Annotated in this window: 27 protein-coding genes; 13 read left to right on the top strand and 14 right to left on the bottom strand. The window is 61.6% G+C overall.

The genetic code is table 11. The features are described 5' to 3' along the window. Positions 1 to 12: 12 nt before the first annotated feature. From arsC to HKD24_RS10505, 3 genes are all read right to left on the bottom strand, one after another. Positions 13 to 399, bottom strand: a complete 387-nt coding sequence (gene arsC / locus HKD24_RS10495) for an arsenate reductase (glutaredoxin) (RefSeq protein ID WP_194256150.1) — start codon at positions 397 to 399, stop codon at positions 13 to 15. Continuing rightward, positions 396 to 749 (bottom strand): ArsR/SmtB family transcription factor, encoded by a 354-nt coding sequence (locus HKD24_RS10500; RefSeq protein WP_173585257.1) that lies wholly within the window; start codon positions 747 to 749, stop codon positions 396 to 398. Before HKD24_RS10500 ends, arsC begins: the two co-directional genes overlap by 4 nt. A 77-nt stretch (positions 750 to 826) precedes the next feature. After that, positions 827 to 1,522, bottom strand: a complete 696-nt coding sequence (locus HKD24_RS10505; protein WP_043550858.1) for a VIT1/CCC1 transporter family protein — start codon at positions 1,520 to 1,522, stop codon at positions 827 to 829. Between the two features lie 196 nt (positions 1,523 to 1,718). Between HKD24_RS10505 and HKD24_RS10510 the strand changes: the two genes are divergently transcribed. Further along, positions 1,719 to 2,288 carry a cytochrome b gene (locus HKD24_RS10510; RefSeq protein ID WP_043550861.1) on the top strand — a complete coding sequence of 190 codons (570 nt, stop codon included), beginning with the start codon at positions 1,719 to 1,721 and terminating at the stop codon, positions 2,286 to 2,288. Between the two features lie 116 nt (positions 2,289 to 2,404). Here the strand turns inward: HKD24_RS10510 and HKD24_RS10515 are convergent, their stop codons facing one another. From HKD24_RS10515 to HKD24_RS10525, 3 genes are read right to left on the bottom strand one after another with little or no spacing between them, the layout of a single operon-like run. Further along, positions 2,405 to 2,650 (bottom strand): hypothetical protein, encoded by a 246-nt coding sequence (locus tag HKD24_RS10515; protein ID WP_194260247.1) that lies wholly within the window; start codon positions 2,648 to 2,650, stop codon positions 2,405 to 2,407. Next, positions 2,643 to 3,071: a type II toxin-antitoxin system VapC family toxin gene (locus HKD24_RS10520; protein ID WP_194260248.1), complete on the bottom strand. Its 429-nt coding sequence runs from the start codon at positions 3,069 to 3,071 to the stop codon at positions 2,643 to 2,645. The genes HKD24_RS10515 and HKD24_RS10520 overlap by 8 nt, the downstream gene beginning before the upstream one ends. Continuing rightward, the gene (locus tag HKD24_RS10525; RefSeq protein WP_194260249.1) at positions 3,071 to 3,325 is read right to left on the bottom strand and encodes a type II toxin-antitoxin system Phd/YefM family antitoxin; all 255 of its coding nucleotides are present in this window, start codon (positions 3,323 to 3,325) and stop codon (positions 3,071 to 3,073) included. The genes HKD24_RS10520 and HKD24_RS10525 overlap by 1 nt, the downstream gene beginning before the upstream one ends. Positions 3,326 to 3,646: 321 nt before the next feature. Between HKD24_RS10525 and HKD24_RS10530 the strand changes: the two genes are divergently transcribed. Next, complete coding sequence (locus tag HKD24_RS10530) at positions 3,647 to 4,483, top strand: hypothetical protein (protein ID WP_228124327.1); 837 nt, start codon at positions 3,647 to 3,649, stop codon at positions 4,481 to 4,483. Positions 4,484 to 4,550: 67 nt separating this feature from the next. Here HKD24_RS10530 and HKD24_RS10535 read toward each other — a convergent pair whose 3' ends face one another. Continuing rightward, on the bottom strand, positions 4,551 to 4,997 hold the full coding sequence (locus tag HKD24_RS10535; protein ID WP_194260250.1) for a hypothetical protein: 447 nt from the start codon (positions 4,995 to 4,997) through the stop codon (positions 4,551 to 4,553). Positions 4,998 to 5,109: 112 nt separating this feature from the next. Between HKD24_RS10535 and HKD24_RS10540 the strand changes: the two genes are divergently transcribed. Continuing rightward, positions 5,110 to 6,549, top strand: a complete 1,440-nt coding sequence (locus HKD24_RS10540) for a site-specific integrase (RefSeq protein ID WP_194260251.1) — start codon at positions 5,110 to 5,112, stop codon at positions 6,547 to 6,549. Positions 6,550 to 6,944: 395 nt separating this feature from the next. On the opposite strand, the gene HKD24_RS10545 is transcribed toward HKD24_RS10540, so the two are convergent. From HKD24_RS10545 to HKD24_RS15480, 4 genes are all read right to left on the bottom strand, one after another. Further along, positions 6,945 to 7,622 (bottom strand): ParA family protein, encoded by a 678-nt coding sequence (locus HKD24_RS10545; protein WP_194260252.1) that lies wholly within the window; start codon positions 7,620 to 7,622, stop codon positions 6,945 to 6,947. Between the two features lie 133 nt (positions 7,623 to 7,755). Next, on the bottom strand, positions 7,756 to 7,878 hold the full coding sequence (locus HKD24_RS15470; RefSeq protein ID WP_265589062.1) for a hypothetical protein: 123 nt from the start codon (positions 7,876 to 7,878) through the stop codon (positions 7,756 to 7,758). A 47-nt stretch (positions 7,879 to 7,925) separates the two neighbouring features. Beyond that, positions 7,926 to 8,060, bottom strand: a complete 135-nt coding sequence (locus HKD24_RS15475; RefSeq protein ID WP_265589063.1) for a hypothetical protein — start codon at positions 8,058 to 8,060, stop codon at positions 7,926 to 7,928. Between the two features lie 47 nt (positions 8,061 to 8,107). Beyond that, positions 8,108 to 8,242, bottom strand: a complete 135-nt coding sequence (locus HKD24_RS15480) for a hypothetical protein (RefSeq protein WP_265589064.1) — start codon at positions 8,240 to 8,242, stop codon at positions 8,108 to 8,110. A 434-nt stretch (positions 8,243 to 8,676) separates the two neighbouring features. Between HKD24_RS15480 and HKD24_RS10550 the strand changes: the two genes are divergently transcribed. The 4 genes from HKD24_RS10550 (at position 8,677) to HKD24_RS10565 (ending at position 15,373) form a co-directional block, all read left to right on the top strand. Continuing rightward, on the top strand, positions 8,677 to 8,976 hold the full coding sequence (locus HKD24_RS10550) for a hypothetical protein (protein ID WP_228124328.1): 300 nt from the start codon (positions 8,677 to 8,679) through the stop codon (positions 8,974 to 8,976). Next, positions 8,973 to 9,692 carry a tRNA lysidine(34) synthetase gene (locus HKD24_RS10555; RefSeq protein WP_194260254.1) on the top strand — a complete coding sequence of 240 codons (720 nt, stop codon included), beginning with the start codon at positions 8,973 to 8,975 and terminating at the stop codon, positions 9,690 to 9,692. Before HKD24_RS10550 ends, HKD24_RS10555 begins: the two co-directional genes overlap by 4 nt. Before the next feature lie 197 nt (positions 9,693 to 9,889). Beyond that, positions 9,890 to 10,150 (top strand): hypothetical protein, encoded by a 261-nt coding sequence (locus HKD24_RS10560; RefSeq protein WP_194260255.1) that lies wholly within the window; start codon positions 9,890 to 9,892, stop codon positions 10,148 to 10,150. Between the two features lie 114 nt (positions 10,151 to 10,264). Then, a complete protein-coding gene (locus tag HKD24_RS10565; protein ID WP_194260256.1) occupies positions 10,265 to 15,373 on the top strand; it encodes a DEAD/DEAH box helicase family protein in 5,109 nt (1,702 codons plus the stop codon). Positions 15,374 to 15,509: 136 nt separating this feature from the next. Here HKD24_RS10565 and HKD24_RS10570 read toward each other — a convergent pair whose 3' ends face one another. From HKD24_RS10570 to HKD24_RS10580, 3 genes are all read right to left on the bottom strand, one after another. Next, positions 15,510 to 15,845: a hypothetical protein gene (locus tag HKD24_RS10570; protein WP_194260257.1), complete on the bottom strand. Its 336-nt coding sequence runs from the start codon at positions 15,843 to 15,845 to the stop codon at positions 15,510 to 15,512. A 77-nt stretch (positions 15,846 to 15,922) separates the two neighbouring features. Continuing rightward, the gene (locus tag HKD24_RS10575; RefSeq protein WP_194260258.1) at positions 15,923 to 19,777 is read right to left on the bottom strand and encodes a glycoside hydrolase family 15 protein; all 3,855 of its coding nucleotides are present in this window, start codon (positions 19,775 to 19,777) and stop codon (positions 15,923 to 15,925) included. 682 nt (positions 19,778 to 20,459) lie between these two features. After that, complete coding sequence (locus tag HKD24_RS10580) at positions 20,460 to 20,714, bottom strand: type II toxin-antitoxin system prevent-host-death family antitoxin (protein WP_016738627.1); 255 nt, start codon at positions 20,712 to 20,714, stop codon at positions 20,460 to 20,462. 221 nt (positions 20,715 to 20,935) lie between these two features. On the opposite strand from HKD24_RS10580, the gene HKD24_RS10585 reads away from it, so the two are divergent. The 6 genes from HKD24_RS10585 (at position 20,936) to HKD24_RS10610 (ending at position 25,395) form a co-directional block, all read left to right on the top strand. Next, positions 20,936 to 22,798, top strand: a complete 1,863-nt coding sequence (locus tag HKD24_RS10585) for a ParB/RepB/Spo0J family partition protein (RefSeq protein WP_194260259.1) — start codon at positions 20,936 to 20,938, stop codon at positions 22,796 to 22,798. A 188-nt stretch (positions 22,799 to 22,986) separates the two neighbouring features. Next, positions 22,987 to 23,667 carry an LPD29 domain-containing protein gene (locus tag HKD24_RS10590; RefSeq protein WP_194260260.1) on the top strand — a complete coding sequence of 227 codons (681 nt, stop codon included), beginning with the start codon at positions 22,987 to 22,989 and terminating at the stop codon, positions 23,665 to 23,667. A gap of 72 nt (positions 23,668 to 23,739) precedes the next feature. After that, entirely contained in the window at positions 23,740 to 24,147 is a 408-nt protein-coding gene (locus HKD24_RS10595) for a hypothetical protein (RefSeq protein ID WP_194260261.1), read from the top strand. Between the two features lie 196 nt (positions 24,148 to 24,343). Beyond that, complete coding sequence (locus HKD24_RS15485) at positions 24,344 to 24,472, top strand: hypothetical protein (protein WP_255308586.1); 129 nt, start codon at positions 24,344 to 24,346, stop codon at positions 24,470 to 24,472. 54 nt (positions 24,473 to 24,526) lie between these two features. Next, complete coding sequence (locus tag HKD24_RS10605) at positions 24,527 to 24,877, top strand: hypothetical protein (RefSeq protein WP_194260263.1); 351 nt, start codon at positions 24,527 to 24,529, stop codon at positions 24,875 to 24,877. Next, positions 24,874 to 25,395 carry a hypothetical protein gene (locus tag HKD24_RS10610; protein WP_081105706.1) on the top strand — a complete coding sequence of 174 codons (522 nt, stop codon included), beginning with the start codon at positions 24,874 to 24,876 and terminating at the stop codon, positions 25,393 to 25,395. The genes HKD24_RS10605 and HKD24_RS10610 overlap by 4 nt, the downstream gene beginning before the upstream one ends. Positions 25,396 to 25,407: the final 12 nt, after the last annotated feature.

A 25,407-nucleotide genomic window follows, 5' to 3' on the forward strand; every position in this document is an offset into this window, starting at 1 on the left:
ATCCACGATCTTCTAGCCGTCCTCCCTGGCAAAGGCACCCTTCTGCGGCGCGGGAAGAAGGTCCAGCACCGTTTCGGACGGACGGCAGAGCGCAACGCCGAGCGGGGTGCCGACGATGGGCCGGTTGATCAGGATCGGGTGTGCGATCATGGCGTCGATCAGCGTATCATCGCTCAGGGCCGGGTTGTCGAGGCCGAGTTCATGAAAGGGCGTGCCCTTTTCCCGCAGGACCGCGCGCACCGGAACCCCCATACGGGCGATCAGATCAACCAGTTCGGCTCGGCTCGGTGGGGTTTTCAGATATTCGATGATCCGGGGCTCCTCGCCGCTGTTGCGGATCAGTGCCAGCACGTTGCGCGACGTGCCGCAGGCCGGGTTGTGGTAGATCGTGATGGTCATGGGCAGGATTCCGGGCTCGGGCAGCAGGAAGACAGGTTCGCGATCAGGGGTGCGCAGAGTTCGGGGCTGCCCGCACAGCAGTCCCTGACGAGGAAAAGCATCAGGTCGCGCAGGCGCGGAAGACACGCGCGATAGACGATCAGCCGACTGTGGCGCTGCGAGGTCAGCAGGCCAGCGCGCGTCAGGGTGGCGAGATGGGCCGAGATCGTGTTCTGCGGGACATCGAGGTGCCGCGCGACGTCCCCGGCGGGCAGCCCGTCCGGTTCGTGGCGCACCAGCAGGCGGAAGATCTCCAGCCGCGTGGACTGGGACAGCGCATTGAGGGCCGAGAGTGCGGATTCTGTATCCATAAATCGACGATCACGGATATATGGGATGAAGTCAAGACTACCTAGGACATGCCTCGTTCAGAGCTTGGAACGCGGCTTCACACGCCGAACAGGCGGCCGATTCCGCCCGTGACGATCATTGCCACAATACCCCAGAACGTCACACGCAGTGCTGGGCGCAGAGGCGCCGCACCGCCAGCAATCGCACCAACGACGCCCAGAACAGCGAGAACTACGACGGACGTCAGGGACACGCCCCAGGACACCCAGGCCACGGGGGTCAGAACAGCTGCCAGCACGGGCAGTAATGCTCCGGATGAAAAGGCGGTTGCTGAGGCGAATGCCGCCTGTATGGGTCTTGCCGCCGTGGCCTCGGACAAACCCAGTTCATCCCTTGCATGGGCACCGAGCGCATCATGCTTCATGAGGGCGACGGCGACCTTGCGCGAGAGGTCTTCATCCAGCCCTCTCTTCTGATAGATCCCGGCCAGTTCGGTGACTTCGCCCTCCCAGTCCGTGACCAGTTCCTGTTTCTCGCGGGCGATGTCGGCGTGTTCGGAATCGGCCTGGGAACTGACCGAGACATACTCGCCCGCCGCCATGGACAGGGCGCCCGCGACAAGCGCGGACAGTCCCGCGACGAGAATGCTGCCGCGTGTCGCATGAGAACTGGCAACGCCGACGATGAGGCTGCCGGTCGACAGCGTTCCGTCATTGGCGCCGAGAACAGCCGCACGCAGCCATCCCAGTTTCTCGACGGCATGACGTTCGGCCAAAGGATGGAGACGCGACATAAGATGACCTGCTGCTTCTGGTGAATACAAATAAAGGTTAAGATGCATCATTTGCCGCGACAACAGATATTTCATTCTGATATTGCGAGTTATTTTCAATATTATTTATGTTTTAGGAAAATCTGTTCTGTTCAGAATCCTGTCAGGTAAGCATGATACGGAAGTGGATTCAGGGTTCTTTTTTGCCGAGACGTATATGCCTTATTCAACGCCGGACATCACGGATAGCCTGCTGCGTTACGACAGGCCGACGATCATCCTTCACTGGATGACGGCCTTTCTGGTGCTGCTTCAGTTTGCTCTTGGCGAAACCTGGAACTGGCCAACAAAACCCGTCCATCATCTGATGGTGGTCGCGCATCTGACAGTCGGCATCCTGCTGACTGCAATCATGGCGTTCCGCATTGTCTGGCGTCTGACGAAAGGCCGGCATCTGTCGGACCTTCTCGTGCCTGTGGACCGGGTATTCGCCCTTGGAGCAGAGTACACGCTCTATGTGCTGCTTCTGGCGGAAATCTTGCTGGGCTATCTCTGGCGATGGGGTGCCGGGCAGACGATGAGTTTTTTCGGCTTCCTGATTCCATCCCCCTTTGCGCGGTTCCCGGCGGAAACCGTGACGTGGTTTCAGACGCTACATTACTGGAACGCCTGGCTGATTATGGGTCTTGCGACAGGCCATGGCGCGGCGGCGCTTTTTCATCAGTTTGTCCTGAAAGACAAAGTGCTTGGACGCATGCTGCCGCGGGGTTCCTCACTCAGTCAGTGATTGCGATCGGGAACCTATCTGATTTTCATGATTGAGCAGCATCGTGATGCCGGATCGCCAACAACGTCAGCTTTTTTCGACTTCCGTTGTACAACAGACGTTCCGCTGCCCCCCCCTTAGCGGACTTTCATTGCCTCATCTGCCCATAGGGCAATCTTACTTGCGGAGGGATTTTCAAGGTTCTCCGCTGCCTCAGCAGCGCTCGCTGCAAGACGATGCATCGTTACTGTCCAGGGGGCGTCTTCCGCTTCGTTCGGGAGGGCGGCGTTGATATACGCGCAGGCATCCACGAACTGCCTCAGTCCCTCGACGAACAGGGCTTCACAACCGGCCATGCTGCAGTCTTGCCGGTGATCAGTCATGCTGCGGTTTCCACGGGTCGAGGAGTGCCACTCCGGAATGCCGGAAATCATCCGTGTTCCGTGTCACGACCGTCATGCCATGTACCAGGCCGGTCGCGGCGATGAGGGTGTCGCGCTCCGGGCCCGGATCCGGAACATGCAGGTGAGCGCAGCGGCGGGCGACCGCCAGATCGATGGGAAGTACCCGCTTCGAAAACTCGGGTAGAACGTAGTTCTCCAGCCAGTTCCGCAGAACGCTTCCCTGGGCGGGATCCCTGCGCTCGATCCGCATGACACCGACATCCAGCTCCATGACGGTGATGGCAGACAGGAAAAGGGTCTCGGCCTCCACCTGCTCTGCCCATCTGGCGACATTAGGGTCGGCCCTGCCCGCCCGCACCTTTCGCAGTTCGGAAACAACATTCGTGTCCAGCAGGAACATCAGCCCAAGTCCGCGGGACGCAGGCCGAGGATCATGGGCGTCGGATCGAACTCGATGTCTTCCGCACCAGGCAGGGCGAGTGCATCCGCGATCTTTCGCGGTCTGTGGGTCAGCCGGCGATAGTCGTCGATACTCAGCAGAACATGGGCCGGCCTGCCGCGGTCGGTGATGAAGACAGGCCCCTCAACGGCAGCCTTTTTCGCCCGGGACGTGTCCTGGTTGAACTCACGACTGGAAAATGTGGTGACAGTCATCTCGGGAGCCTCCTGTTTCTTATGTAGCGACATTACTACAATGAAGCAGGCAGCGCCACAGAAATCGGGCTCTTCCGGTCTGCACTCACAAACGGGCCAGCCAGTGTCCTTCACAGGGCAGGTGCCCGATCTGGAGCTGACATTCTGAACGGAGAAAGCCGATGAACACGATGGAGCATGGTGGTGCAATGGCAGTCGAGCGTGTGAAACGCCTCGTGGCGGAGGCGCGCTGCCGCACGGCCTCTTCGAAAAGTCTGCGGCCGGAGGATAGTTCTGCTGACGCGACTGAGGGAAACGCGAGCGTGGCCCCAACGCGGGAGAATGATCCGGGGTCGTCCCGTCAGCAATGACGGGATATATCCCGAGCGCCTCGACATTCCCTCTTTCCACGACGGCCGCGTGGCCGTGCCTTTTGTAGTGATTGCCTTGACGACACTCATTCCTCTTTGCGTCCCGTTTGAGCGCCGTAAGGAAGCAGCCCGGGGCGGTGCCACGTTCAACGGGGAGCAGAAGTGCTGGATGGCGCACCGGGACAAGCTCGACGCTCTATTGCCTTTCGTGCCTTACCGGTATCGGCCGGACCGCAAGCCTCCCTACATCCGTCCGTGGATGGTGCCCCAGGCTCTGTGGGGCTTTAATCTGCGCGCCTTCCTGGCGCCCGAAGACTGGAACCGGATCCGGAAGGATGCCTATGCGCGCTCCGGGTCCCGCTGCCGGGTGTGCGGAGGACGAGGACCTCAATGGCCGGTCGAAGCTGACGAAGGGTGGGCGTATGACGACGAGCGGCGGATCCAGACCCTCAAAGGGGTGATTTCCCTCTGCCCTGACTGCCATGGCGTGCGTCACTGGGGGAAGACCATGGCCGAGGGCAGGCAGGATGCCGCTTTGGCCTGGATGGCAGAGGTGAATGGCTGGAGCCACTCCGAAGCGGCGCGGTGCGGAGACCAGGCCATGAAGCAGTGGCATACGCGCAGCCGCCATACCGACTGGCAGTGCGACATCTCCTGGGCCATCAGAACCTACAGTGTTGTGCCGATCAGGGACGGCGAAACGCTGGCCCGCGAGCTGAACCGGAAATTCGTGCGGCAGGCGCAGACGCGCGTTGGCATCAGGGCCGGGCATGTTACGCACATTGAACATCTGATCGGTGAGCGATAGGAAGCAGCCCCCTTCCCCCGCCGGCTGAAGGCCCGTCGCATTCCAGACGGCTGCCTGATCTGACCCGTTACAGGCCCAGAGGCGGGACCCCGGCCCGATACAGTCCTTCGAACAGATCCCCAAGCGCCAGGCGCCGTCGGAAGGTCAGGCGTCGTTGAGCCAGATGATACATCCGGTCGTGCAGCAGATGGCAGCGCTGACAGAGGGCACGCAGATTGTGCAGCCGGTTGCTGGTGGGATCATGATTCAGATGGGCCGCTGCCAGAACCACCTTCGTCTGTCGTATTTGCAGGTGCTCGATCAGGTCCGGAGGCGAGATGCGCCTGCCCCGGCCATTGAACCAGTGCCCCGTCTCCGGATGCTTCCACCGGCCACCCGGCAGCACCTGAAGGTGATGTCCATGCGGCCGGCCGCAGCGCTGACAGACACCCCCTGCCCGCTCGAACCGCACCTGTCGGCTCAGTTCAGGCCAGTTAGAGGGGTAAAGCGGCTTCAGTTCCGGTCGGATCGGCATTCAGTCTTCGTTAACACATTTCCGGCCTGCGTTGGACAGTGTTTGTTCTCCTCTCTGCCCTACCCCGGCTTCGTGCTATCAGAAGTCAGGTTCTGGTTTCGCGGAGGCGTTCATGCTCAGCCATCTTCACATCGCAGGCTCGGCAAAGGCTGCCCGTGAGGCCGTCCTGGACCGGCTGGACCAGAAGACCCGGCAGCAGCTTCCTGCCGGCGATCTGACAGAAGCGGTGGCCCTTCTCTCGACCGGTCGCTTCTCCCCTCATCTCTCTCTGGTCATTCGCGGCATCGAATACCGCGACAACGAATTTGCCGAAGACACGGTCCTGTCCACCGATGTTGAGACGGCAGAGGAGGCACTGGCCATCGCCAGTGCCCATCTGACCGCCCTGCCCTCCGGGCACGAACTGGCGATTGCTCTGGATCTCGAACCCGAACCGGTGTTCGTCGCCTGGCTCAGGCCGAAGGCCGCCAGGCGGCGCAAAGCGGGATCGCAGACAGCCACGCTGGCCTCTCCTCTGGGTCAGCAGTCTGGCGCGGTCCTGCAGTGGTTCGATGCCCTGACTGACGAGGCCCTGCCCGACTATGACGGGACGCTGGTGACGGCGGAGCGCGCCTCAAAGACCTATTCCCGCGCCGCGAAGGCACTGAACACACGTCGCACCTATCGATCGGCCGTGCGCTCCTGGTGCGCATGGGCGGCAGGACATGGGCTCCCTGCCCTGCCCGCCCGCAGCGAGGATGTCGCCGCCTATCTGGCTGATCTTGCGCTGCAGAAGAAGCGACCCGCGACGGTGGATCTGCACCGTGCCGCACTGCGCTATCTGCACCATGTTGCCCACGTTCCCGTCCCGACCTCCCATGCCCTTGTGTCTGAAACGGTTGCAGGCATTCGCAGGACGTCAACGGAAAGCGCGTCCCGTCAGGTCAAGGGGCTGACCTGGGATCTGCTGAGCGAGGTCATCGAGCAGATCGATACGGATGATCTGGTGGGCGTTCGGGACAAGGCCATTCTTCTGCTCGGCTTTGCTGGCGCCCTCCGACGGTCCGAAGTGGCGGCGCTGTGCCTGGAGAATGTGGCGCTCGATGATGACGGGATGCGGATCCGGCTGGACCGCTCAAAGGGCGATCGCACCAGTCAGGGTGTCGAGGTGGCGATCCCGAGGGGGATTACCGGTCTCTGCCCGGTTCGGGCGTATGAGGCGTGGCTACGCGCGGCCAGACTGAAAGAAGCCAAGGGACCGGTTTTCCGGCGCGTGTGGCTTCCGCCAGCCGCCGAGGCCGGTCAGCCCCCTGCCCTGCCCGCCATGGGTTCAGAGGCGCTGTCTGACAGGTCTGTGGCCCGCATCATTCAGAAGCGCTGCCTCGATGCGGGACTGACAGGCGATTTCAGCGGGCACAGCCTGCGACGCGGCGCGATCACCACAGGAGCTCGTGACGGCACGGATCTGGTCTCGCTCAAGCGTTTCTCCCGCCACCAGACCTTCGGCGTGGTGGAGAAATATATCGAGGTCGAGGACGCCATGACCAAGCATCCAGGGCGCAGCCGGTTTTGAAAGAGTCGCCCACATGGGCCTGTGCACTTTTGAAGCCCCGCTTATCTAGCTCCCTCTCCTCTTCGGCTTATTCTGCTCCGTTGAGTAGGCCTAGTAGATGACGGACAAAGTCTTCAGTGTTTGGGAATGCCTGAGCTTGCTCTAAAAATTGAGCCTTAGTTTCGGGACGAAGCTTGATGTTTAGTTGTGCTGTCCGCCCGCTTTTTCTCAGGGAACGGCCGTCAATGTGTATCTTATCTGACCTGCCTGTGAAGCCCGCCTGTGCAGCGTCCGCAATCGCGGCCGAGGTTGTACTCTTATCGATTTTCGGGCGGCGTGGCGTAATTGAGTCAACAGCTGCACCGAAATCGATTCTAGCCGCCTTCCGTGGTTCATCCATCGTCACTTACTCCGTCTCAAGCGTGCTGTTTGGCAGTTTGTACGAGCACGTCCCGAACCTCTGTTGCGAATGCTTCAGCGTTCTCAATAGCTACAGCCGGGTTGCGCACTTCCTTAGGTGACAGATCGTAAATTGTGCCACCCAGGCGAAATGGTGCTTTAAATGCAGACCTCTCGACCAAGGAAGTACCCATCATGGGAATACCGTTTTCATCGAGCTGCTGTTTGATTTCGCGCATGCCCTTGTCAGTAATAATCGGAGATGTTTGTGCGAAGAATACTCGAAACGGTATAGTTCGTTTGAATACGGTTTCTTGCCTCTTGATGAGCTTGATGATGCTGGCAGCCTCGTCCGCATCTAATTGACTTCCCTTCATAGGGATTAGCGCAAGATCGGCCCGCCCTAAGCCAACACTGACCTCGACGTTCTTGCTTCCTTCGAGATCGACAATCACGAAAGGATCAGACGCGTTGTCGACGACCTCCGCAACGTCACTTCCCAAAGCAGATACCACCGTTAGGGCGGCAGGCACCGCATCTGGAAACCTTTCTGCCCATCGGCAGAGAGGAGCATTGGGATCAGCGTCGACCACTGTTGTTTTCACTTCATTAGCGGCAAGCACGGAGGCCAGTGTCAATGCAGAAGTCGTTTTACCCACGCCACCTTTGCTGCTCGCAAACACAATGATCGGCATTTTTGTTTCCTTCCAGAGATCGTGCCTTAGCCGGAACTAAGCCTGTGAACCAATCTAGATAGATACGCTACCCGCTACCGTCAAGATACCTGCTATCCAATAAGTAGCGAATATCCAAAAGATAGCAGATATCTCAATGGTAGCGGGTAGCGATGTGGAGGGCATGAAAGCCGGAAGACTTTCCCGTTCCTGCAGCAATCTGCTGGTAGTGGCTACCCAATGTAGCCGGGTAGCGGGTAGCGACGTGGAACGGCATGGAAGCCGGAAGACCCTCCCGTTCCTGCAGCAATCTGCTGGTAGCGGCTACCCAATGTAGCCGGGTAGCGGGTAGCGACGTGGAACGGCATGGAAGCCGGAAGACCCTCCCGTTCCTGCAGCAATCTGCTGGTAGCGGCTACCCAATGTAGTCGGGTAGCGGGTAGCGACGTGGAGCGGCATGGAAGCCGGAAGACCCTCCCGTTCCTGCAGCAATCTGCGGGTAGCGGCTACCCATTATAGCCGGGTAGCGGGTAGCGACGTGGAACGGCATGGAAGCCGGAAGACCCTCCCGTTCCTGCAGCAATCTGCGGGTAGCGGCTACCCAATGTAGTCGGGTGGTGGGTAGCGACGTGGAGCGGCATGGAAGCCAGAAGACCCTCCCGTCCCTGCACCAATCTGCGGGTAGCGGCTATCCATTATAATCGAGTAGCGGCTACCCAAGCCTCTTGGCTACTGCCCAACGTCGCGGGCTCTTTCCCTATGTGGGCGGCGAGAAGGAAAGAAGAACTGTAGAAGGGAAGGCAAAATAAGGCACTGCCTATCAATCGCCCTCGATGCAACAGGTGGGTCAGCGTCCGTCCTCCCCATGCTCGCCAGCTGCGCCGGCTGTGCGTGAGTGCGGATGACTCAGATCCTGCCGCTGCGCGGCACTGTTGCACCGCGGGCGATCGATAGGCCGTCGCAAGGATGTTCAAAAACCAGAAATGGATCGAGCATCATGCGCCGCTACCAGTTCCCCTATGTTCCAGCGCCTCGCGGTCGGCCGCCTTTGCGGTGGACTGATACCCAGGAGCCCATGTCCTGCCGTCGGTGCAACGCGCACTGGGAAGAGGGCGACCCGGCCCTGACCATCGCCTGCACGGGCTGTCACGCGCCTGCACATGAGCCGTGCCGCCGTGGATCGGGTGGCAACGAGCAGGTCTGTGCCTGCCGGGACGAGGCGGCCGTGCAGCTTGGACTTCTCTCACGCTGTGAAGGCCTGAGCTGGGATAACCGGCATGTAAAGCCACTCATGCTCCGGGCCGCTCCTGTCCCCACCGCCCTGATGTGTCGCTCTGTCCGGACAGGTGCTCCTGTCAGCAGGTTTGTGCCATGACGCCGGATCTGACCTCCTATGACAGCATCATCGTGGCCGTCTCGGGCGGGAAAGACGGCACCGCCTGCCTCCTTGCCCTCCTTGAAGCCGGTGCTCCGAAGGACCGCCTGGAACTGTGGCACCACGAGGTGGACGGGCAGGGGCCATCCTTCATGGACTGGCCCTCCACCTCGCCCTATGTGAGCGCGTTGGCGCAGGATTTCGGGCTGCCGCTCTATCGCTCCTGGCGAGAGGGCGGCTTCGAGCGGGAGATGCTCCGCAACGCTGCCCCGACGGCGCCTGTCCTTTTCGAAAGCCCTGACGGGCTGATCCGTACAGGAGGGCAGGGGCCAAACGGCACACGTCTGCGGTTTCCTCAGGTCTGGGACAGTCTGAAGCGCTGGAACGTGATGCCGGCGCTGCCATACCGCATCGGCTTTTCCAGGCTGTCCTGTGCCACCTGTATTTTTGGCGATGCGCGGCAGTTTGCAACGATCCGCTGGCTCGATCCTGCCCGCTTTGAGCGCCTCGTACAGTACGAGCAGCAGTTCGGCTGCACCATCAAGCGGACCGTCTCCCTGGAGCAGTTCGCGGAGCAGGACAGGCCGTATGACGCTGCCCTGTCAGCGCCCGATCTGGCCCGCGCGTGCCTGTCGTCGCGGCCGATCCCGACCGTCCTCACACCAGCCTGGGAGCTACCGGCCGGAGCGTTCGGGCAGGGGGCAGGGCCGACTTAGAAAAAAGTAGAAAAAACAGACGGTTGAAAAAGGAAAAGGAGGGGAGGGGGCAGCACAGGCCAGCCCGCCCCGCAAGAGGTGGGTCCGGCCGTGTCCTCGCTACGCTGCGGGCCGGGCGGTCCCGACGCTGCGCGTCGCTCTGGCAGGTCGCGCTGTCCTGCGCTCGCCGGAGAGGGTCAGGAAAGGAAATAAAGACGATGTCAGAGACCCTCGAACGCCCCGCACAGGCCACGGCCTTTGAACCCAGACAGGCTCACAAGGAAGGCTGGACGCTCCTCGAAGGATGCGGACCCGAGAACGACGAGACGCATCTGGTGGGTCTGCATTGCAGCGATCCGCAAGCCTGGTGGCGCGTGGCGACGAAGGCACGGGAAGGGTCGGCCTACCACTGTGACGCGCTGGCCCGCCTGTCCGAGGGCGAGTGTGAGCAGATCCGCCTGCGCTTTGGTCCCCTCTGACCCCGAACTGATCCGGGAGGCCTGACGCCTCTCTCCCCGCACTGATCCTGTTTTCCGGCCCCCCGGTCTGCCTCCGTGCAGCACCGGGCGCTGCCGCTTGTCCGGAGTTTTTCCATGTCCACGTCCCAACTGAGCTTTTTCGATACCTCAGCACTCGGCGGCAGCCAGTCCAATCTGTACTGGGGCGAGCTTCCGGGAGACCGCGCCCTTGAGGAAGCCGCCGCTGCGGCCCAACAGGGGGCAAAAGCCCCGGCCCCGATCCCCGCTGTCCTGCCGAAGGTGGACTTTGCCCTGGCCGGAACGCGTGGTCTCGCCCAGGGCTGGAAAGAGCGTGCGCGAGACAATCTTGCGGCGATCCGCCTTCTGGCCACGCTTGAAGCCGAAGACCGCAACGCCAGCCCCGACGAGCAGGCCGTCCTTGCCCGTTTCACAGGGTTCGGGGCCGGAGAGCTGGCCAACAGCCTGTTCCCGCGTGCGGGAGAGACCTTCCGGGCAGGGTGGGAAGAGATCGGCAGCCAGCTTGAGGAACTGACCAGCCAGCAGGAGCGGGCGGGTCTGGCACGGGCGACACAGTACGCCCATTACACGCCCGAGCTGATCGTCCATGCGATGTGGGATCTGGCGGCGCAGATGGGCTTCCGGGGTGGACGCGCTCTGGAGCCGGGCTGTGGCACAGGGCTTTTCATGGCGAGCGTGCCCCCGAAGCTGGCCCCGAAAACCGCGTGGACCGCAATCGAGAACGATCCGCTGACGGCCCGGATCACGCGCAAGCTGTTTCCGAACCAGTGGGTCCGGTCCGAGGATTTCACGACGGCCAAGCTGGCGGAACGCTACGATCTGGTCATCGGCAACCCGCCCTTCAGCAACCGCACGGTTCGAGGCACGGACGAGCTGGGCCGCCTTGGCCTGTCCCTGCATGACTACTTCATCGCCCGGTCCATCTCCCGTCTGCGTCCCGGAGCGCTGGCGATGTTCGTCACGTCGCGGTGGACGATGGACAAGTCCGATGCTGGCGCACGGCGCACAATATTCGAGACAGCCGATTTCGTGGGCGGCGCACGCCTGCCAGCGGGTGCCATGCGCGACGATGCCGGAACCGATGTCGTGGTGGACGTGCTCGTATTCCGCCGCCGCGCACCGGGCGAGGATGCAGGCGATGCCACCTGGCTGGACGTGGCTGCGCTGGAGGACACCGATCAGGGCGAAGGCCCGCTGCGGATCAACCGCTACTTCGCGGAAAACGGCCAGCAGGTTCTCGGCCGGCACGACTGGACGAGCGGTCAGTTCGGACCCGAATACACCTGCAAGGCCAATCCGCTCCAGATGCTGGACGAGGCCCTGCCACTGGCCCTTGGCCGTCTCTCTTCGCTAGCCCGCTTCCCCGTCCCGCAGACACTCGATGTCGCGGCGGTGCAGGATAACCACGCCGCCGAGATCGGAACGGCCGCAGACGGTGCCCTGCTGAAAGAGGGGAGCTACCTGCTGCACAAGGGCGCGCTGCACCAGATCATTGACGGCGAAACCGTGCTGGTGAAGGTGAAGAAAGGCGAGCAGAAGGAAGGGATCTTCCAGAAGCACGCCGCGATCATCAAGGGCCTGATTCCTGTCAGGGATGCGGCCCGGCTCGTGCTTCGGGCACAGGTGGAAAACCTGCCCTACAGCGCCCATCAGGCCGATCTCAAACGCGCGTATCAGGCCTTCGCCCGTCAGTTCGGAGCGATCAACCTCACCAACACCACAACGCGGGTGGATGAAGAGACGGGTGAGGAGAAGTCCACACAGCGGCGTCCGAACCTTCAGCCCTTCTACGATGACCCGGATGTGTGGCTGGTCAGCTCGATCGAAGAGTATGACGAGAAGGCCCAGACCGGCCGTCCGGGTCCGATCTTCAGCGAGCGCGTGATCCAGGCGCCGTCCGAGCCCGAGGTTCACGGCGCTCATGATGCGCTGGCGGTCTCCCTGCACGAGACAGGCGGCGTGGACGTCGAGCGCATGGCGGAGCTTCTGGGCCGCCCAGGTGAGGAGGTGCTCGCCGAACTCGGATCCTCGGTCTATCTCGACCCGATCCGCAGCACAGGTGGCCGTGAGGTCTGGGTGACGGCAGACGAAGCCCTGTCAGGCGCGGTTCGCACCAAGCTGGCGCAGGCCCGGGAGGCGGCCGAGCGCGACCGACGCTATCAGCGCAATGTCGCCGCCCTTGAAGAGGTCCAGCCCGAAGACCTGCGCCCGTCCGACATCACCGCCCGTCTGGGAGCCCCGTGGATCCCTGTGCCGGATGTCGAGGCTTTCGTCGCAGAGGTCATGGGGGTCCGCACGACCATTCACCACACGCTGGAGGTGGCGACCTGGAGCGTGGACAAGAGCGGGTTTTCCGGCAAGGCGGAGGCCACCTCGGTCTGGGGGACGCAGCGCCGTCATGCCGGGGATCTGCTGGACGATGCGCTTAATCAGGCCAGCCCGAAAATCTGGGACACCTGGCGCGATGTGAATGGCGAACACCGTGAACTGAATACGAAGGAGACCGAGGCCGCCAAGGAAAAGCTGGCCGCGATCAAGACCGCGTTTGAGACGTGGGTGTGGCAGGACACTGACCGCGCCGAGCGTCTGGTGCGGCTGTATAACGATGCGTTCAACAACCTTGTCCCGCGCACGTTCGACGGCTCCCACCTGAAACTGCCCGGAGCGAGCACAGCAATCAGCCTGCGCGACCATCAGAAGCGGGTGATCTGGCGGATCATCGCCAAGGGCAGCACCTACATGGCCCATGCGGTGGGGTCCGGGAAGACGTTCTCGATGTGCGCGGCCGTGATGGAGCAAAAGCGCCTCGGCCTGATTTCCAAGGGCATGATCGTGGTGCCCGGGCACTGCCTTGCGCAGATGGCGCGTGAGTTCATGATGCTCTACCCGAACGCCCAGATCCTCGTGGCGGACGAGACCAACTTCGTGAAGGACAAGCGCCAGCGGTTCCTGGCCCGGGCGGCTACGGGGAACTGGGACGCCATTGTCATCACGCATGACGCCTTCAAGTTCGTGCCGGTCGAGAGCGCCTTTGAGCAGGAAATGGTCGAGGACCAGATTGCGTCCTACGAAAGCCTTCTGGAGAACGTGAACCGCGATGACCGCCTGTCGCGCAAGCGCATCGAGCGCCTGAAGGAGGGAATGGAAGCCAAGCTGAAGGCCCTGTCCAGCCGCAAGGATGACATGGTGCATCTCGGCGAGATCGGGGTGGACCAGATCCTCGTGGATGAGGCGCAGCAGTTCCGCAAACTGTCTTTCGGCACGAACCAGTCCGATCTGAAGGGGATCGACCCGAACGGCAGCCAGCGCGCCTGGGATCTGTTCGTCAAAACGCGCTACCTCGCCAAGCGTAATCCCGAGCGCGTGCTGGTGATGGCGTCAGGCTCGCCGATTACCAACACCCTGGGCGAGATGTTCTCGATCCAGCGGTTCATGGACCTGCCAGCCCTTGTCGAGCGTGGCCTGCACGAGTTCGACGCCTGGGCCGCAAGTTTTGGCGAGACCCGCACGGAACTGGAGCTTCAGCCGAGCGGTCTTTACAAGCCTGTCACGCGGTTCTCCGAGTTCGTGAATGTTGCCGACCTGATGGCGATGTATCGCGACTTTGCCGACGTCGTGCAGCAGGACGACCTGCGACGCTACGTGAAATTGCCCGAGATTGCGGGCGGCAGGCGTGAGATCGTCGTGGCCGATAGCGGGGACGCCTTCCGAGAATATCAGAAGACGCTTGCCGAGCGGATCAAGACGATTGAAGAGCGCACGGGCAAGCCCCAGAAGGGTGACGACATCTTGCTGTCCGTCATCACCGATGCCCGGCACGCGGCCATCGACCTGCGTTTCGTGCGGAACTGGGCGGATAACGACAACAGCAACAAGCTGAACGTCATGATCCGCAAGGTCTTCCGGATCTGGCAGGACACGTCGGCCAACCGTTACACCGACCCCGAGACGGGACGGGCATATGACCTGCCGGGTGCCACGCAGATGATCTTCTCGGATTTGGGCACGGAATCCGCCCTGGAGACACGCGGTTTCTCGGCCTATCGCTGGATCCGCGACGAGCTGATCCGCATGGGCATCCCGCGCGAAGAGATCGCCTTCATGCAGCACTACAAGAAGAGCGCTGCCAAGCAGGGGCTCTTCCGCGACATGAACGCGGGCCGCAAGCGGATCCTGATCGGATCGTCCGCGACCATGGGAACGGGAGTGAACGCGCAGCAGAGGCTGATCGCCCTGCATCATCTCGATGTGCCCTGGCTGGTCTCGGACATCATCCAGCGTGAAGGCCGGATCGAGCGGCAGGGCAACCAGAACCCGGTCATCCGGATTTACGCCTATGCCCTGAAAGGCTCGGTGGATGCGACGAACTGGCAGATGCTGGAGCGCAAGCAGAAGTTCATTTGCCTTGCCATGTCCGGAGACCGGACGATCCGCCGTCTGGAAGATGTGGGGGCGGAAGCCGACCAGTTTGCCATGGCCAAGGCCCTTGCGTCAGGGGATGAACGCCTGATGCAAAAGGCGGGACTGGAGGCCGAGCTGGCCCGCCTGGAGCGGTTGCAGGCCGCGCATCACGACGACCAGTACAACGTCCGTCGTGCCATTGACCGTGCCGAGCGTGACCGTGAGACGGCGCAGGCCGTGATCCCGCGTCTTCAGAACGACATCGCAAAGCGTGAGCCGACGCGCGGTGAAGCGTTCAGGCTGGTGCGCAAGGATCGGGAGATGACCGAGCGTGAGAAGGCCGGTCTGTGGCTTCTCTCGCAGGCCCGTCTCGCCGCGAAGTCCGGGGAGAAAGGCAAGTGGACGTTAGGTGCGATCGGCGGTTTCGAGATCCTGTGCGAGACCTGGCGCACCCGCTTTGACGGGGAGGAGACATGGGACGCAACCCTCGGTCTTGTGCTGGACGGGCGCATCCTCGGCATGGACTTCGACCGCGAGACAAGCCCGGTCGGGCTGGTCAGCCGCATCGAGAACGCGCTGCTGCGGTTCGAGGTCGAGCTGGCGGACGCGCGCCGTCAGGTGGAAGAAGCCGAGCGCAAGCTCCCCGGCTACCGCGCCCGTGTGGGTCTGGCGTTCCCGGAGGCGGCGCTGTTGCAGGAGAAGCGCGAGGCCATGGCGGCCCTTGAGGCGGATCTGGCAGCCGATACGCAACGCCGTAACGACGCGGAAGAGGCTGAAGCAAAGGCCGCGCTCGAAGCTACGTGAAAATTGGGAAGATAGTCAGAAATGGGGGGAATGCTGAATGTCTGCTTCTCGAAATCGAAGCTGGAAAGCTGCCTCTCACACTGGAGCAGAACCCCCGTATCGAGAAAGGCAAAAGCCTCTGTTGATACCTCGAAAATTAACCTCGAAACGCTGCTTTCGACCAAGCACCTTCGAAACGCAAACCCGCGAACGAGAGAGAAAGGACGGGATTGCTCCAGAATGGCCGCAGTTCGGGCGTCACGGTGCAGCGATCGGAGCTGAACTGAACACGATGCGATCTGAACAGCCTTCTCCGAAACTCCTCCTCATTGATCGGTTCCTGGAGGTTCTGCTCGATATGCTGCTGTATCTCGGTTGCCGACAGCTTCGTCGGATCAACAAGAATCCAGCCCAGTGGACGAGTGACGTAGAACTGATTGTAGGGTGAGCACGCCAACCACGCATGGCTTGAGCAAAGGCGTGTTGTTGCCATGTTATCAGAAGGCATCTCGGTCACGTTCACACTTGTCACTGGAATGGGTCGCAGCCTCGCTACGACCCAATTGTCTGTCAGGCGCCGACGATGTTCATGCCCTGAAGGGTATGGACGTCGAAGAACGTGATGTTGTGATTGTCAGCTAGGCTGACCATCAGGTTGCCCCCCGAGAAGGACGTCCCGGTGACACCCTGCATGGTCGCACTGTCAGTGCTTCCGTTGAAGCCGTAGATCATAGAGTTGCCAAGGCTGGACCCAAAGTTCAGGTCCGCCGATGCCGCGTTCGTCAGGCTGGCCCAAAGACCGGTGCTGTCGTTTGCGGTGATGTTCATAGCCCCGGCGCCGGCCGTGATCGCAACGCTGCTTTCGTCGCCCAGCGTGATCTGGTTCGCAGCGTTGCCGCCTGTATAGGTCAGGCTCCCGCCGGACGTCTGGCTGCCGATATAGATTTCCTGCGTATAGCCGACCGACTGGCTGGCGTTGATGGTCATGGTGCCGGTGCCACCATAGAACGTGTCGAACCCTCCGGTGACGGACGCCACGTTCACGTTCGATCCGTTCATATGAATCTGGTCGTTACCAAGCGAGTTGATGGTCGACTTCTGGCCGTCAGTGCCAAGATTCAACGTGGTGTCGCGGCCGGTATAGAGGAGGTCGGTCGGACTTGCGACCTGAAGCGTCGTATGTGCGTTGCCTTGATTGTCGATCGCGTCCAGTTGTCCTGCCGGGCCCTCAGTGGTGATGTTGGTCTGGTCGGCACTGTCGTACTGGCCACCGGTGATATAGGCATCGGACGTCGTCGTATCGGATTGCGATCCCATGATCAGGTTTGTCGTACCGGCGGCCTGGATTTCTGTCAGAGGGCCGGCGAGAATCGTCGCACTGGCGCCCGCGGCACCCGTGTATTCCACCGTGCCATGGTCCCCGGCAGCGTTGTTCATGATTGTCGTAGTGGAATTCTGCCCCGCGAGAACGTTCGTATCGCCAGCATTGCCCAAAACCAGAAGGTCATTGACACCGTTCGTGTTGTCGATGGTTTCCGGTGTACCGGCAGCAGCTTCATTGCGGACCATGGCGACCGACGTGGCAGAGGTGTTGCCCGCGCCGACGATCATATCCTGGGCCTGGCTGTTACCCGCGCTGTCGAGTCCAAGGGTGTAGGACCCGAACCCGGTCGTGCCTGTATTGACGGAGACGTCGGTCTGCGGCGTAGCGGTCGGTGCCTGCCCGGTAATCGCAGGCATCAGGGTCGATGTCTGGCCGGTGCTGTTCAGGAGATCCTGGACGTACCAGCTCGCCGTCACCGGTTCGGACGATGTGCTTTCGATCGGCTGGCCACGCGCCCAGTCGTAGGATTCACCGGGCGGAGTGCCGCCATTGTCATAGGACTGTTCGATCCAGCTAAGGTCGTTATTTGCCTGGGTCGTATTGCCGGAATCCATGCTGACGATGCTGTCATAGGCGGTCATCTGCGGCCAGGACGGCGAGATGCCTTGCGCCTCGTATGTGCCCCCAGGGCTCCACTGCGAGGACTGGTAGAATGTTTCGTTCTGATAGCGCGATAGACCGAAATTGTCCTGCGTCAGCGCATTTTCGACAGCCTGCGCGTTTTCAGTCGCATAGATGCTTGTGGGCGAGACAAGACCGAAGACGGCGGCAATGTTGGTATCGGCGTCGATCGTATTGTCAATCGTTCCGTTCGGGTTGATCATTTCGACGAAATGACCTTCCTGCGCATTCCAGAGCCCCGGCGTCGACGCCGTGGTCGGACGCAGGATCGCATCCTTGATCGTCTCGGCGCCGGTCGCCCAGGTCTGGGCCTGATTGCCCTCGCCCATGGCCGAGGCGAGTTGCGATGCTGCGTTCAGCCCTTCCGCGTAGGTGACCTGCGTGAAAGTATGATAGCCGTACATGTCCTCCCAGATTGAGTAGTCAGCCGGCCCAAGCCCGTTGCTACCAATATTTTCCTGGATCCAGTTCGCGGAGTTGACCAGAGTCTGACGCACCGTCGGATCGCTGATGAAGGACTGGGCCTGCTGAGTCTGGCCCTCGCTGAGCATCTGCTCGTAATGACGGTAAGACCCGATGAGGAACAGGCCCTGAGAGTCGTTTTCCGGCGCGACGAACCCGATCGGCAGGTTCTGGTCGAATTCTCCATAGTTCGTCGAGAATGTGCCTGAAGCGTTGCCGCTATAGGTCGCATTCATGCCGTTCTGCTCGACGGACGTCATCCAGCGCCAGAACTTGTCGGCCGGTTGGGTCAGGCCTGCGTCGTCCAGACCGATCGCGGTTGCGGCGCTGTCGCGCACCCAGACCTTGTATTCATAGGACGGGTTGGTGGACGCCATGAACGAGCCGTATTCCGGGCTCTGTGCCTGCAAAATATTGATCAGACTGGAGCGATAGGCACTCTCGGCCGCAGCGCTGCTTGTAGGATCCAGTGTCTGCCCGCTGGCCGCAGTTGCAGCCTGTCCGCTTGTTTCTGTCGACCCAGCCAAATTGTAGGCCTGGTTGAGCGTGTCGTCCCATGCGGTAGCCGTCTGCTGAGTCCAGGAACTCGCGGCGGAAGCGCCGGTGGCGTCCGTCATCGGCGTCGACGACGTCGTGGACCCGACTGTGTTCGTATATTTATCGAGATTGGCGTCGAGCTGCGACAGGCTGGTGGCTGTCGACAGATAGTAGCTGAGATCGACGGTCTGGCCGGGATTCAGGGTGACATCGCTGTCGGTGGTGCCGACCGCGAGATTTGTGCCCGACGCGCCCGAACTGCTGCCGATCATCGTGCCGTTGTTCTCGAACCCGCCGATAACGCCCTGGTCCGGAGCATTCAGGGACGGATTGCCGGACGCGCCGCTCGACAGGGAATAGCTGCCGCGCACATTGACGCCGTCGACGCCTGCCGCGTGCGTGCTGTTGCTGACCTGATAGTCACCGATCGCCAGATAAAGCGGGGATTTGCCACTTCCCTGGTCCTCGGTAACGATCCATGCGTTATGCGTCGGATCCCATGTCGTGCTGCTGACTTCACCTGGGTTGATACCGGTGGCATTCATCACGTCCCAGACCAGCGGCTGGGTGCCGCTCGCATTCTGATTGGTCAGGGACAGGTTTTCGACGATGAGGTTTTCGTTCGGAACGTTGGCATAGGTTGCCTGGATCTGCACCGGCAGCGCCTGGCCGGTCGGCGAGTAGGCACCATAGTTCACATGCAGGACGCCGTTGGCATCGAACGACTCGTTGGATTTGAAATACGGCGAATAAGTCTCGGCCTGCTGGCCGGGCGTGACGTTGCGGAACCAGACGGCGTTGAAGTCGAGCTGATTGAGTTCGTCGTTGCTGCCGACATGCAGTTCGGACAGGCTCGGGCCGAAGGTCCATTGCTGCTTAGGCGCCATGCTCTCGCCTTGAACGAACGCCTGCATGTCCGTCTGATTGGAGATCGCGAGCGACTGCGCCGACGTTTCCTGGGAGGGCGATGCGCCGGCCGCGACCGTGGACGTGCCGATCTGGAAGGCGGGGCTTGCCTGAAGCTGGGCCTCGGGAACCGGCGTCAGACCGTTGGTCTCGTCGGTCGTCTGATTATTCAGCTCGATCGAATTCAAACCGGCCTTGAGATAGACCGATGCATACGCCGTCCCGGTCGAGACGCCGCCAGTCTGGTCGAATTCGACGACCCCGGGCTCGTTCTGGCCATTGATGGAAAGCTGTTCGTAAGCCGGCGCGTTCGCCGTATTCTGATAGGCAAAGCTGACCGTGTAATACCCCGCTGTCGCGGCGAGGAAATTGTATTCGACGCCCGACGGAACCGCGTTGGTCGTGGCTGGCTCCTGACCGGCCGGCATGTCGACCATACCGTTGGGGTCGTCGGTCGCGTCACCAAGCAGCGTGTAATCGGACGCTACGAATTGCTCGTCAGAGTTGTCAGCCATAACGTTTCAGCTCCATCGCGGCATGACCGGCGCTGACCCCATGTCAGGCTGTCACAAGAGTTACACTTTCATACTTTTAATGAAAATTTGACGCAAGCGGGCAAAGAAAACGTTTGGTTGCAGGGCGCGGAAAGTGCGCTTCCCATGAGCACCTTACTGACGTGTTTATCGGGCGCCTGCCGCCTAAAGCAGGATTGGGTAGGGCCAATGTCCGGAGTCGGGAATGTGATCTGGGCATCCGAACGTCCGAGACGAGGGCGGAAGCGGTCTTCTCAAGGATAGCGAGAAACGCGTCGTGCCGTAGGCAGAAGCTTCCGGAATTGTGTCAGTACGGGACGCATGAACGCGTCACTGAACTGACCGAGGGATGACGTGTGCTGCAAGTAATACGAGGTAGCGGTCGGATCCAAGTTGTATTCGTCCAACAGGATCCATTGGCGCAATTCCTGATCAAGGCCTGCTCGCTTTTTCTCGGTTGCTGGGACTTCGACTGCAATGCGTGGCCCAGAGGGTTGTTTCGTCGTCAGGGGAAGGAGCAGAACGTATTGACGATCATCACGTCCCACAAAGACTGCGGCCACGGCCGTTGGACGATTTTTGCGTCCTTCTGTTTCGCCACTCCCGCTCTGCCAATGCCAGAGATAGGGGTATCGCAGAACCATCCCGGGCCTAAAAGGCTGACTCATGGTTCTGTGCGGGTTTCCAGCAGGTAACCATCAATCGCATTTGCTACGTCGTGCACCAGATCCTGAGGCATTTCCGTAGTGGCACCGGCAGTACGCTCTGGTGCGCTTCCCACCAATGCCTCGTATTGTTCGACACTTAGCATGACCAACCGTGGTTTGCCGCGCTGATTAATTGAAATTGGCCCTTGCAGGGCGCTGGCGATGATGTCTCCGGATTTGCGGGACAAATCGCTTGTCGAGAATGTGCGCATAGCGTTCTCCTTTATTTACATAAAATACAGCATTCACGGATTTGATGCAATTTCTGAAGGAAGAGTGTTTTGAAAGGGGGAAGGACAAGAAGGAAAGGCGGGGCTGTCACGAACCAGCCAGCCGCGCAAGGCTCAGGCCGGGCGCGCTTCGCGCGGCCTTGCGCGGCTGGCTGGCCCGTGACGCGGGAGGGACATCTGAAAAATTATAGAAAGAGCGTTCCATGGCCGAGCTTCGCCGCGTTGATCCGAAAACCCTTGTGCCCAATCCGAACAATCCGCGCTCTTCCATCGGAAGTCTTGAGGAACTGCGCAAGCTGGCGCTGAATATCAAGGCGATTGGCATCCTCCATCCCCCGGCAGTCCGCGAACTGGAAGATGGACGCCTGATGATTGTGGCCGGGCACCGTCGCGCGCAGGGAGCCATCTATGCGGGCCTTCCTGAAATTGACGTGTATGTCGGTGACCAGAGCGATGACCTCGATGCACTGGCCGCCGTCAGCGAGAACTTCGTCCGTCTCGACATGACGGAGCCGGAGCAGTGGAACAGCGTCACCCGTCTGCGTGAGGAGCTTGGCTACACGGATCCGCAGGTCTGTTCGGCCCTGATGGTGACGCCGACCTATCTCAAGCGCCTGAGTCTGTTGGCCAAACTGCATCCGCCCATCCTCGATGCCATCGCTCTTGGGCGTGGACCGGATGACCGCCAGCGCAAGATCCTCGCCCAGGCGTCTTTGGAAGAGCAGCGCGACGCATGGGCGGAGACGTATGCCGAGAGCGTCGAGGACGGAGAAGACCCGGCCGAGTACCGCCTGAAGGCGAAAGATCCGAAGGACACCGTGGCCTGGGAAGCGCTCGCCCGGAACCTTGAGCAGCGGGAATGGTATGCCCGCAACGCCCGGTTCGGTGATGATCTTGCCCGCAGGCACAACATCGTCTGGATGGAGGATCTGTTTGCCGAGCCCGGAACGGACAGCCGCTATACGCTCGATGCCACGGCTTACGCCGCTGCGCAGCAGGACTGGCTGGACAATGAGCGGCCCGAACGCTCCATTGTCCTGACCACGGACGAGTACGGATACATCCGCGCCCCCGAAGGCTTCATTACCATGGGGACCTGGATGCCGACACAGGAGGGTGAGGTGATGGGTTACGGCCTCAATCCCCGGACCCTGAAGATCGTGGAAGAACGCTGCCGTCCGTCTGTTGCCTTTACACAGAGCCACGCGAACGTATCCGCAGAGCCCGAGGCCCCGAAAGAACGACCGGATGTTTCCGGGACCGGCCACAAGATGATCGGCGAGATCCGCACCGTCGCCTTGCGCGAAGCCCTCGGCGAGGTGGCCGAGACAGCCGATCCATGGGAGCTGATCGCAGCCCTCCTGCTGGCGCTGGAAGCCGAGAACGTCCGTGTGCATGGCGATGCCAGCGGAAACAACTGGTCAGAGCCAACCGCCCGCACGCTTGCGATGGCTGACCTGTTCCCCGAAGGCAGCCTTGTCCGTGACGAGACGCTGATCCGCCGCCATGCCGTCGCCGTCCTGCAAAGCATCCTGAACTGCGACGTGTCGATGCACAGCGGCAGTGGCCTGCCCGCGCAGCTCGTGGGCGTCCTGTTCGGAGCCGACCAGAAGATGCCCAGCATGGCCTTTGAGGCGTTCCTCAAATGCTACAGCAAGCCCGGCATCACCAAAGCGGTTCAGGCCGAAGGCCTTGCGCCGCAGAACACCGGCAAGGAGATGCGTGCGGTCCTTATGAACCATGTCGGGGAAGGCCACTGGCTGCCCGAGGTGGCGTCCTTTGCGCAGGCGCAGGACGTCTGGACGCAAAAGCAGAAGAAAAAACAGCAGAAGATCCGCGAGCTGGAAAGCGTGGTGGACGATGAGGACCTGGACGAGGTGCCTGAAGATGATTTCGATGGAGCAGCCGATGATGAGGCCGACCTGTCGAACGGCCCTGTCGTGCCAGTGACGGAGCCGGACTCAGAAGAGACCTTCTCTCTCGACGCGCCCGAGCCCGAGCAGTCGGAGCAAAACGAGGCCATGCAGTTCATGCGTGACCACCTCGAAATCGTGGTCGTGGCCTGAAGCAGGGAGAGGGAAAAGAAAAGGAAAGGAGGGGAGGGGCGCTGCCATCGCGCTCCGTCCGGGTCAAAAGGTGGCTCCTCACCGGCTGCGCCGCTTCCGGTGCCGGCGCACGCGCCGCTTTTGACCCGGCCCTCCCGCGCTGACGCTGGAGAAGACATCACGAAAATCCAAAGGAAAAGGATCAGACGATGTTCGTCCCCACTCTTGCTCCCATTCAGGTCGGCACCCGCGTTTATACTCACCTCTACAGCCGGGGAGCCGGAATCGTCATGGCTGTTTACGGCAAGGAAAGCCCGACCACCGTCCGGTCCCTGTCGCGTGGCGGGGCCATCGTGTCGGGCGGGAGCGCCTCCTATGACATCGTCTTTGCCTGTGGCTCGATCTCCCGTCGTCTGCCCGAGGCCATTCTGCGCGGTGTCCAGTGGCGGATCGAAGCCGACAAGAAACTGGCAAGCGCTGAGGAGATCGCCTTCCTCCGCACCCATGCCGAAGAGGTTGAGGCTGAGAAGGTGGCAGCCGAAGCGCGCGCGAAAGCCGAACATGCCGCCGAGGTCGCAGCACTCCGCGTCAATCCGGACTATGCCGATCTGGAGCAGGGCGACGACAGCAGCGGCACGCTGGCGGCCAAAAACATCCGCCGGATGCTGAAGAAGGCTTTCCCGAAGGTGAAGTTTTCCGTCCGCAAGAGCCACTACGGCAGTGTGATCGTGCGGACCGAGGAGGATCTGGACGAGACGGCGACCGAAACCCTCCAGGCCATCACGTCGCGGTTCAAGTCCGGTTACTACGACTGGCAGTCCGACTGCCACCTGACCAGAAACAGCCCTTGGCAGGATGTGTTCGGCAGCTCCGAATTTGTGAGCGACTGAGCCTCTCTTTTTTCGTCCGCCCTTCAAGGCCGCCCGCTCCGGGGCGGCCTTTTTCAGTTCAGGAGCCCTGACATGCCCGTTTTTACTGTGACGCTCAGCGAGCGCCAGCTTCTCTCCGATCGCGTCACCTTTCAGGTTGAGGCCCAGACGGCCGAGGCAGCCGGTCAGCTCGTGCTGGACGCGACGGCTGACGAGCCGAACATGAGCGGCCTGCGCTCTGTTCGCCTGCCAGACGGTCAGAACGCCGTTCTCGAACCCGAAAACGTGGACGGCAATGAGGTCTCGGTGTCCGTCCGCCCGGTCGATCAGCCGGATGCGGTGGCCACGCAGATCGGCGCGTGCTGGCATCTGGATCTCTCGGCACCTGAAGCGCGCCGCCTTCTTCCTGTCCTGACCGGTGCGGTTGTGGACGAGGACGACCCCGTCACGCGCGCGCTCTGTGCCCGCCTGGCGCGGCAGGTCGCCAATCTCGCGCAGTAGGAGACGGGAAAAGAAAAAGGGGGAAGGGGGAGAAGGAGAGGGCAGGCACCACACCGGAGCCTGTCTGGCAAAGGGTGGGTCGGCCGTGTCCTCGCTGCGCTGCGGGTCGTCCGATCCCGCTGCGTTGCAGCGCCTTTGCCAGCCAGTCTCCGCTGCGGTCGCCGGAAGAGGTCATGAAAGAAAACAGGAGAATGACATGGCCGACTTTTCCGATCTGCGTCCCCGCAACCGCACGGAATGGCTCGAACTCGCAGGGTTCGTAGCGGGCGTCGCGCTGTTCGCAGCCTTCATCGTTCTGGTGGTGGTGCTTCCCGCCTTTCTCTGACCGATCCGAGATCAGCCGCCCTCACGGGCGGCCCTGTCCTGTGTGGAGATCACCATGCCGACATACACTCTGGCTGCCATCCCTGCGGCCTCTCACGGGAGCCTCATCTCCTGTTCGTCCCCTGACCGCTACAGACAGACACGGATCGAAGCGCCTGATCTTGCCGGGATCCGGGCGGCCGTTGTCGAGTACGGCACGCGCCTGCGCGGCGACTATCCGGAGGCCTCCTTTCTTGTGTCAGTGACACCCGAGCGTGGGAGCGATCATCCCGAGGGCTTCTGCGACGCCCGCTGGAAAGGATCTCTGGGCACCGAGCAGTGGATCAGAGTGATTCCTGAAGAGACGCCGTTCAAAGCCTACCTCACTCAGGTCGAGGCGATGCTCGCCCGCGAGGTGCGGTCATGAACGGCTTGGAGCCAGCGTCCATTGCGTGCCCGTCCCTGCGGCGGCCGCCGATCGGGCCTCAGGGCCTCACCGCAACGCAGTTCAGTGACACAGCCGAGAAAGCGAAAATCGGGAACGCGCTGCTGGCCTTCATCGCACGCGGGTTTCCGCAGAGCGCGTGGAACCGCACACTTTACAACCGCCTGAGCCAGATGTTCGGGCATATCGCCCATTTCGACATCCATGGCTTCTGGGGCGCGCAGTTCTCCACGACACAGGCGCGTCTGGGCTTCCTGCGCGGCATCGTCCTGCACGGCTGTTATGGCGATCCGGCCTGGACCTGGTCGGACGTCGAACGCGACATCCGCAACCGCATCATCGGCAGCGGGCTGATCGACGCTTACACGCGCGCCCTTGCCGCCGAGCAGGAGGCACGCGACCGGGCCGATCTGGCCCGTCTGGCACAGCGCTTCAGGATCTCCCTGCCATCCGAACACCAGCCTCTCCCTGCCGCGCCCGTGCAGGCCGAGCTTTTCTGACACGGGCCAGAG

It is taken from the genome of Gluconobacter vitians, from assembly GCF_015244565.1.
In the GTDB taxonomy this organism is placed as follows: domain Bacteria; phylum Pseudomonadota; class Alphaproteobacteria; order Acetobacterales; family Acetobacteraceae; genus Gluconobacter; species Gluconobacter vitians.

Excerpts from the sequence above, each read along its gene's own strand:
- arsC (WP_194256150.1), bottom strand. The coding sequence starts at position 399 with ATGACCATCACGATCTACCACAACCCGGCCTGCGGCACGTCGCGCAAC.
- HKD24_RS10500 (WP_173585257.1), bottom strand. The coding sequence starts at position 749 with ATGGATACAGAATCCGCACTCTCGGCCCTCAATGCGCTGTCCCAGTCC.
- HKD24_RS10505 (WP_043550858.1), bottom strand. The coding sequence starts at position 1,522 with ATGTCGCGTCTCCATCCTTTGGCCGAACGTCATGCCGTCGAGAAACTG.
- HKD24_RS10510 (WP_043550861.1), top strand. The coding sequence starts at position 1,719 with ATGCCTTATTCAACGCCGGACATCACGGATAGCCTGCTGCGTTACGAC.
- HKD24_RS10515 (WP_194260247.1), bottom strand. The coding sequence starts at position 2,650 with ATGACTGATCACCGGCAAGACTGCAGCATGGCCGGTTGTGAAGCCCTG.
- HKD24_RS10520 (WP_194260248.1), bottom strand. The coding sequence starts at position 3,071 with ATGTTCCTGCTGGACACGAATGTTGTTTCCGAACTGCGAAAGGTGCGG.
- HKD24_RS10525 (WP_194260249.1), bottom strand. The coding sequence starts at position 3,325 with ATGACTGTCACCACATTTTCCAGTCGTGAGTTCAACCAGGACACGTCC.
- HKD24_RS10530 (WP_228124327.1), top strand. The coding sequence starts at position 3,647 with ATGATCCGGGGTCGTCCCGTCAGCAATGACGGGATATATCCCGAGCGC.
- HKD24_RS10535 (WP_194260250.1), bottom strand. The coding sequence starts at position 4,997 with ATGCCGATCCGACCGGAACTGAAGCCGCTTTACCCCTCTAACTGGCCT.
- HKD24_RS10540 (WP_194260251.1), top strand. The coding sequence starts at position 5,110 with ATGCTCAGCCATCTTCACATCGCAGGCTCGGCAAAGGCTGCCCGTGAG.
- HKD24_RS10545 (WP_194260252.1), bottom strand. The coding sequence starts at position 7,622 with ATGCCGATCATTGTGTTTGCGAGCAGCAAAGGTGGCGTGGGTAAAACG.
- HKD24_RS15470 (WP_265589062.1), bottom strand. The coding sequence starts at position 7,878 with ATGCCGTTCCACGTCGCTACCCGCTACCCGGCTACATTGGGTAGCCAC.
- HKD24_RS15475 (WP_265589063.1), bottom strand. The coding sequence starts at position 8,060 with ATGCCGCTCCACGTCGCTACCCGCTACCCGACTACATTGGGTAGCCGC.
- HKD24_RS15480 (WP_265589064.1), bottom strand. The coding sequence starts at position 8,242 with ATGCCGCTCCACGTCGCTACCCACCACCCGACTACATTGGGTAGCCGC.
- HKD24_RS10550 (WP_228124328.1), top strand. The coding sequence starts at position 8,677 with ATGTCCTGCCGTCGGTGCAACGCGCACTGGGAAGAGGGCGACCCGGCC.
- HKD24_RS10555 (WP_194260254.1), top strand. The coding sequence starts at position 8,973 with ATGACGCCGGATCTGACCTCCTATGACAGCATCATCGTGGCCGTCTCG.
- HKD24_RS10560 (WP_194260255.1), top strand. The coding sequence starts at position 9,890 with ATGTCAGAGACCCTCGAACGCCCCGCACAGGCCACGGCCTTTGAACCC.
- HKD24_RS10565 (WP_194260256.1), top strand. The coding sequence starts at position 10,265 with ATGTCCACGTCCCAACTGAGCTTTTTCGATACCTCAGCACTCGGCGGC.
- HKD24_RS10570 (WP_194260257.1), bottom strand. The coding sequence starts at position 15,845 with ATGGCAACAACACGCCTTTGCTCAAGCCATGCGTGGTTGGCGTGCTCA.
- HKD24_RS10575 (WP_194260258.1), bottom strand. The coding sequence starts at position 19,777 with ATGGCTGACAACTCTGACGAGCAATTCGTAGCGTCCGATTACACGCTG.
- HKD24_RS10580 (WP_016738627.1), bottom strand. The coding sequence starts at position 20,714 with ATGCGCACATTCTCGACAAGCGATTTGTCCCGCAAATCCGGAGACATC.
- HKD24_RS10585 (WP_194260259.1), top strand. The coding sequence starts at position 20,936 with ATGGCCGAGCTTCGCCGCGTTGATCCGAAAACCCTTGTGCCCAATCCG.
- HKD24_RS10590 (WP_194260260.1), top strand. The coding sequence starts at position 22,987 with ATGTTCGTCCCCACTCTTGCTCCCATTCAGGTCGGCACCCGCGTTTAT.
- HKD24_RS10595 (WP_194260261.1), top strand. The coding sequence starts at position 23,740 with ATGCCCGTTTTTACTGTGACGCTCAGCGAGCGCCAGCTTCTCTCCGAT.
- HKD24_RS15485 (WP_255308586.1), top strand. The coding sequence starts at position 24,344 with ATGGCCGACTTTTCCGATCTGCGTCCCCGCAACCGCACGGAATGGCTC.
- HKD24_RS10605 (WP_194260263.1), top strand. The coding sequence starts at position 24,527 with ATGCCGACATACACTCTGGCTGCCATCCCTGCGGCCTCTCACGGGAGC.
- HKD24_RS10610 (WP_081105706.1), top strand. The coding sequence starts at position 24,874 with ATGAACGGCTTGGAGCCAGCGTCCATTGCGTGCCCGTCCCTGCGGCGG.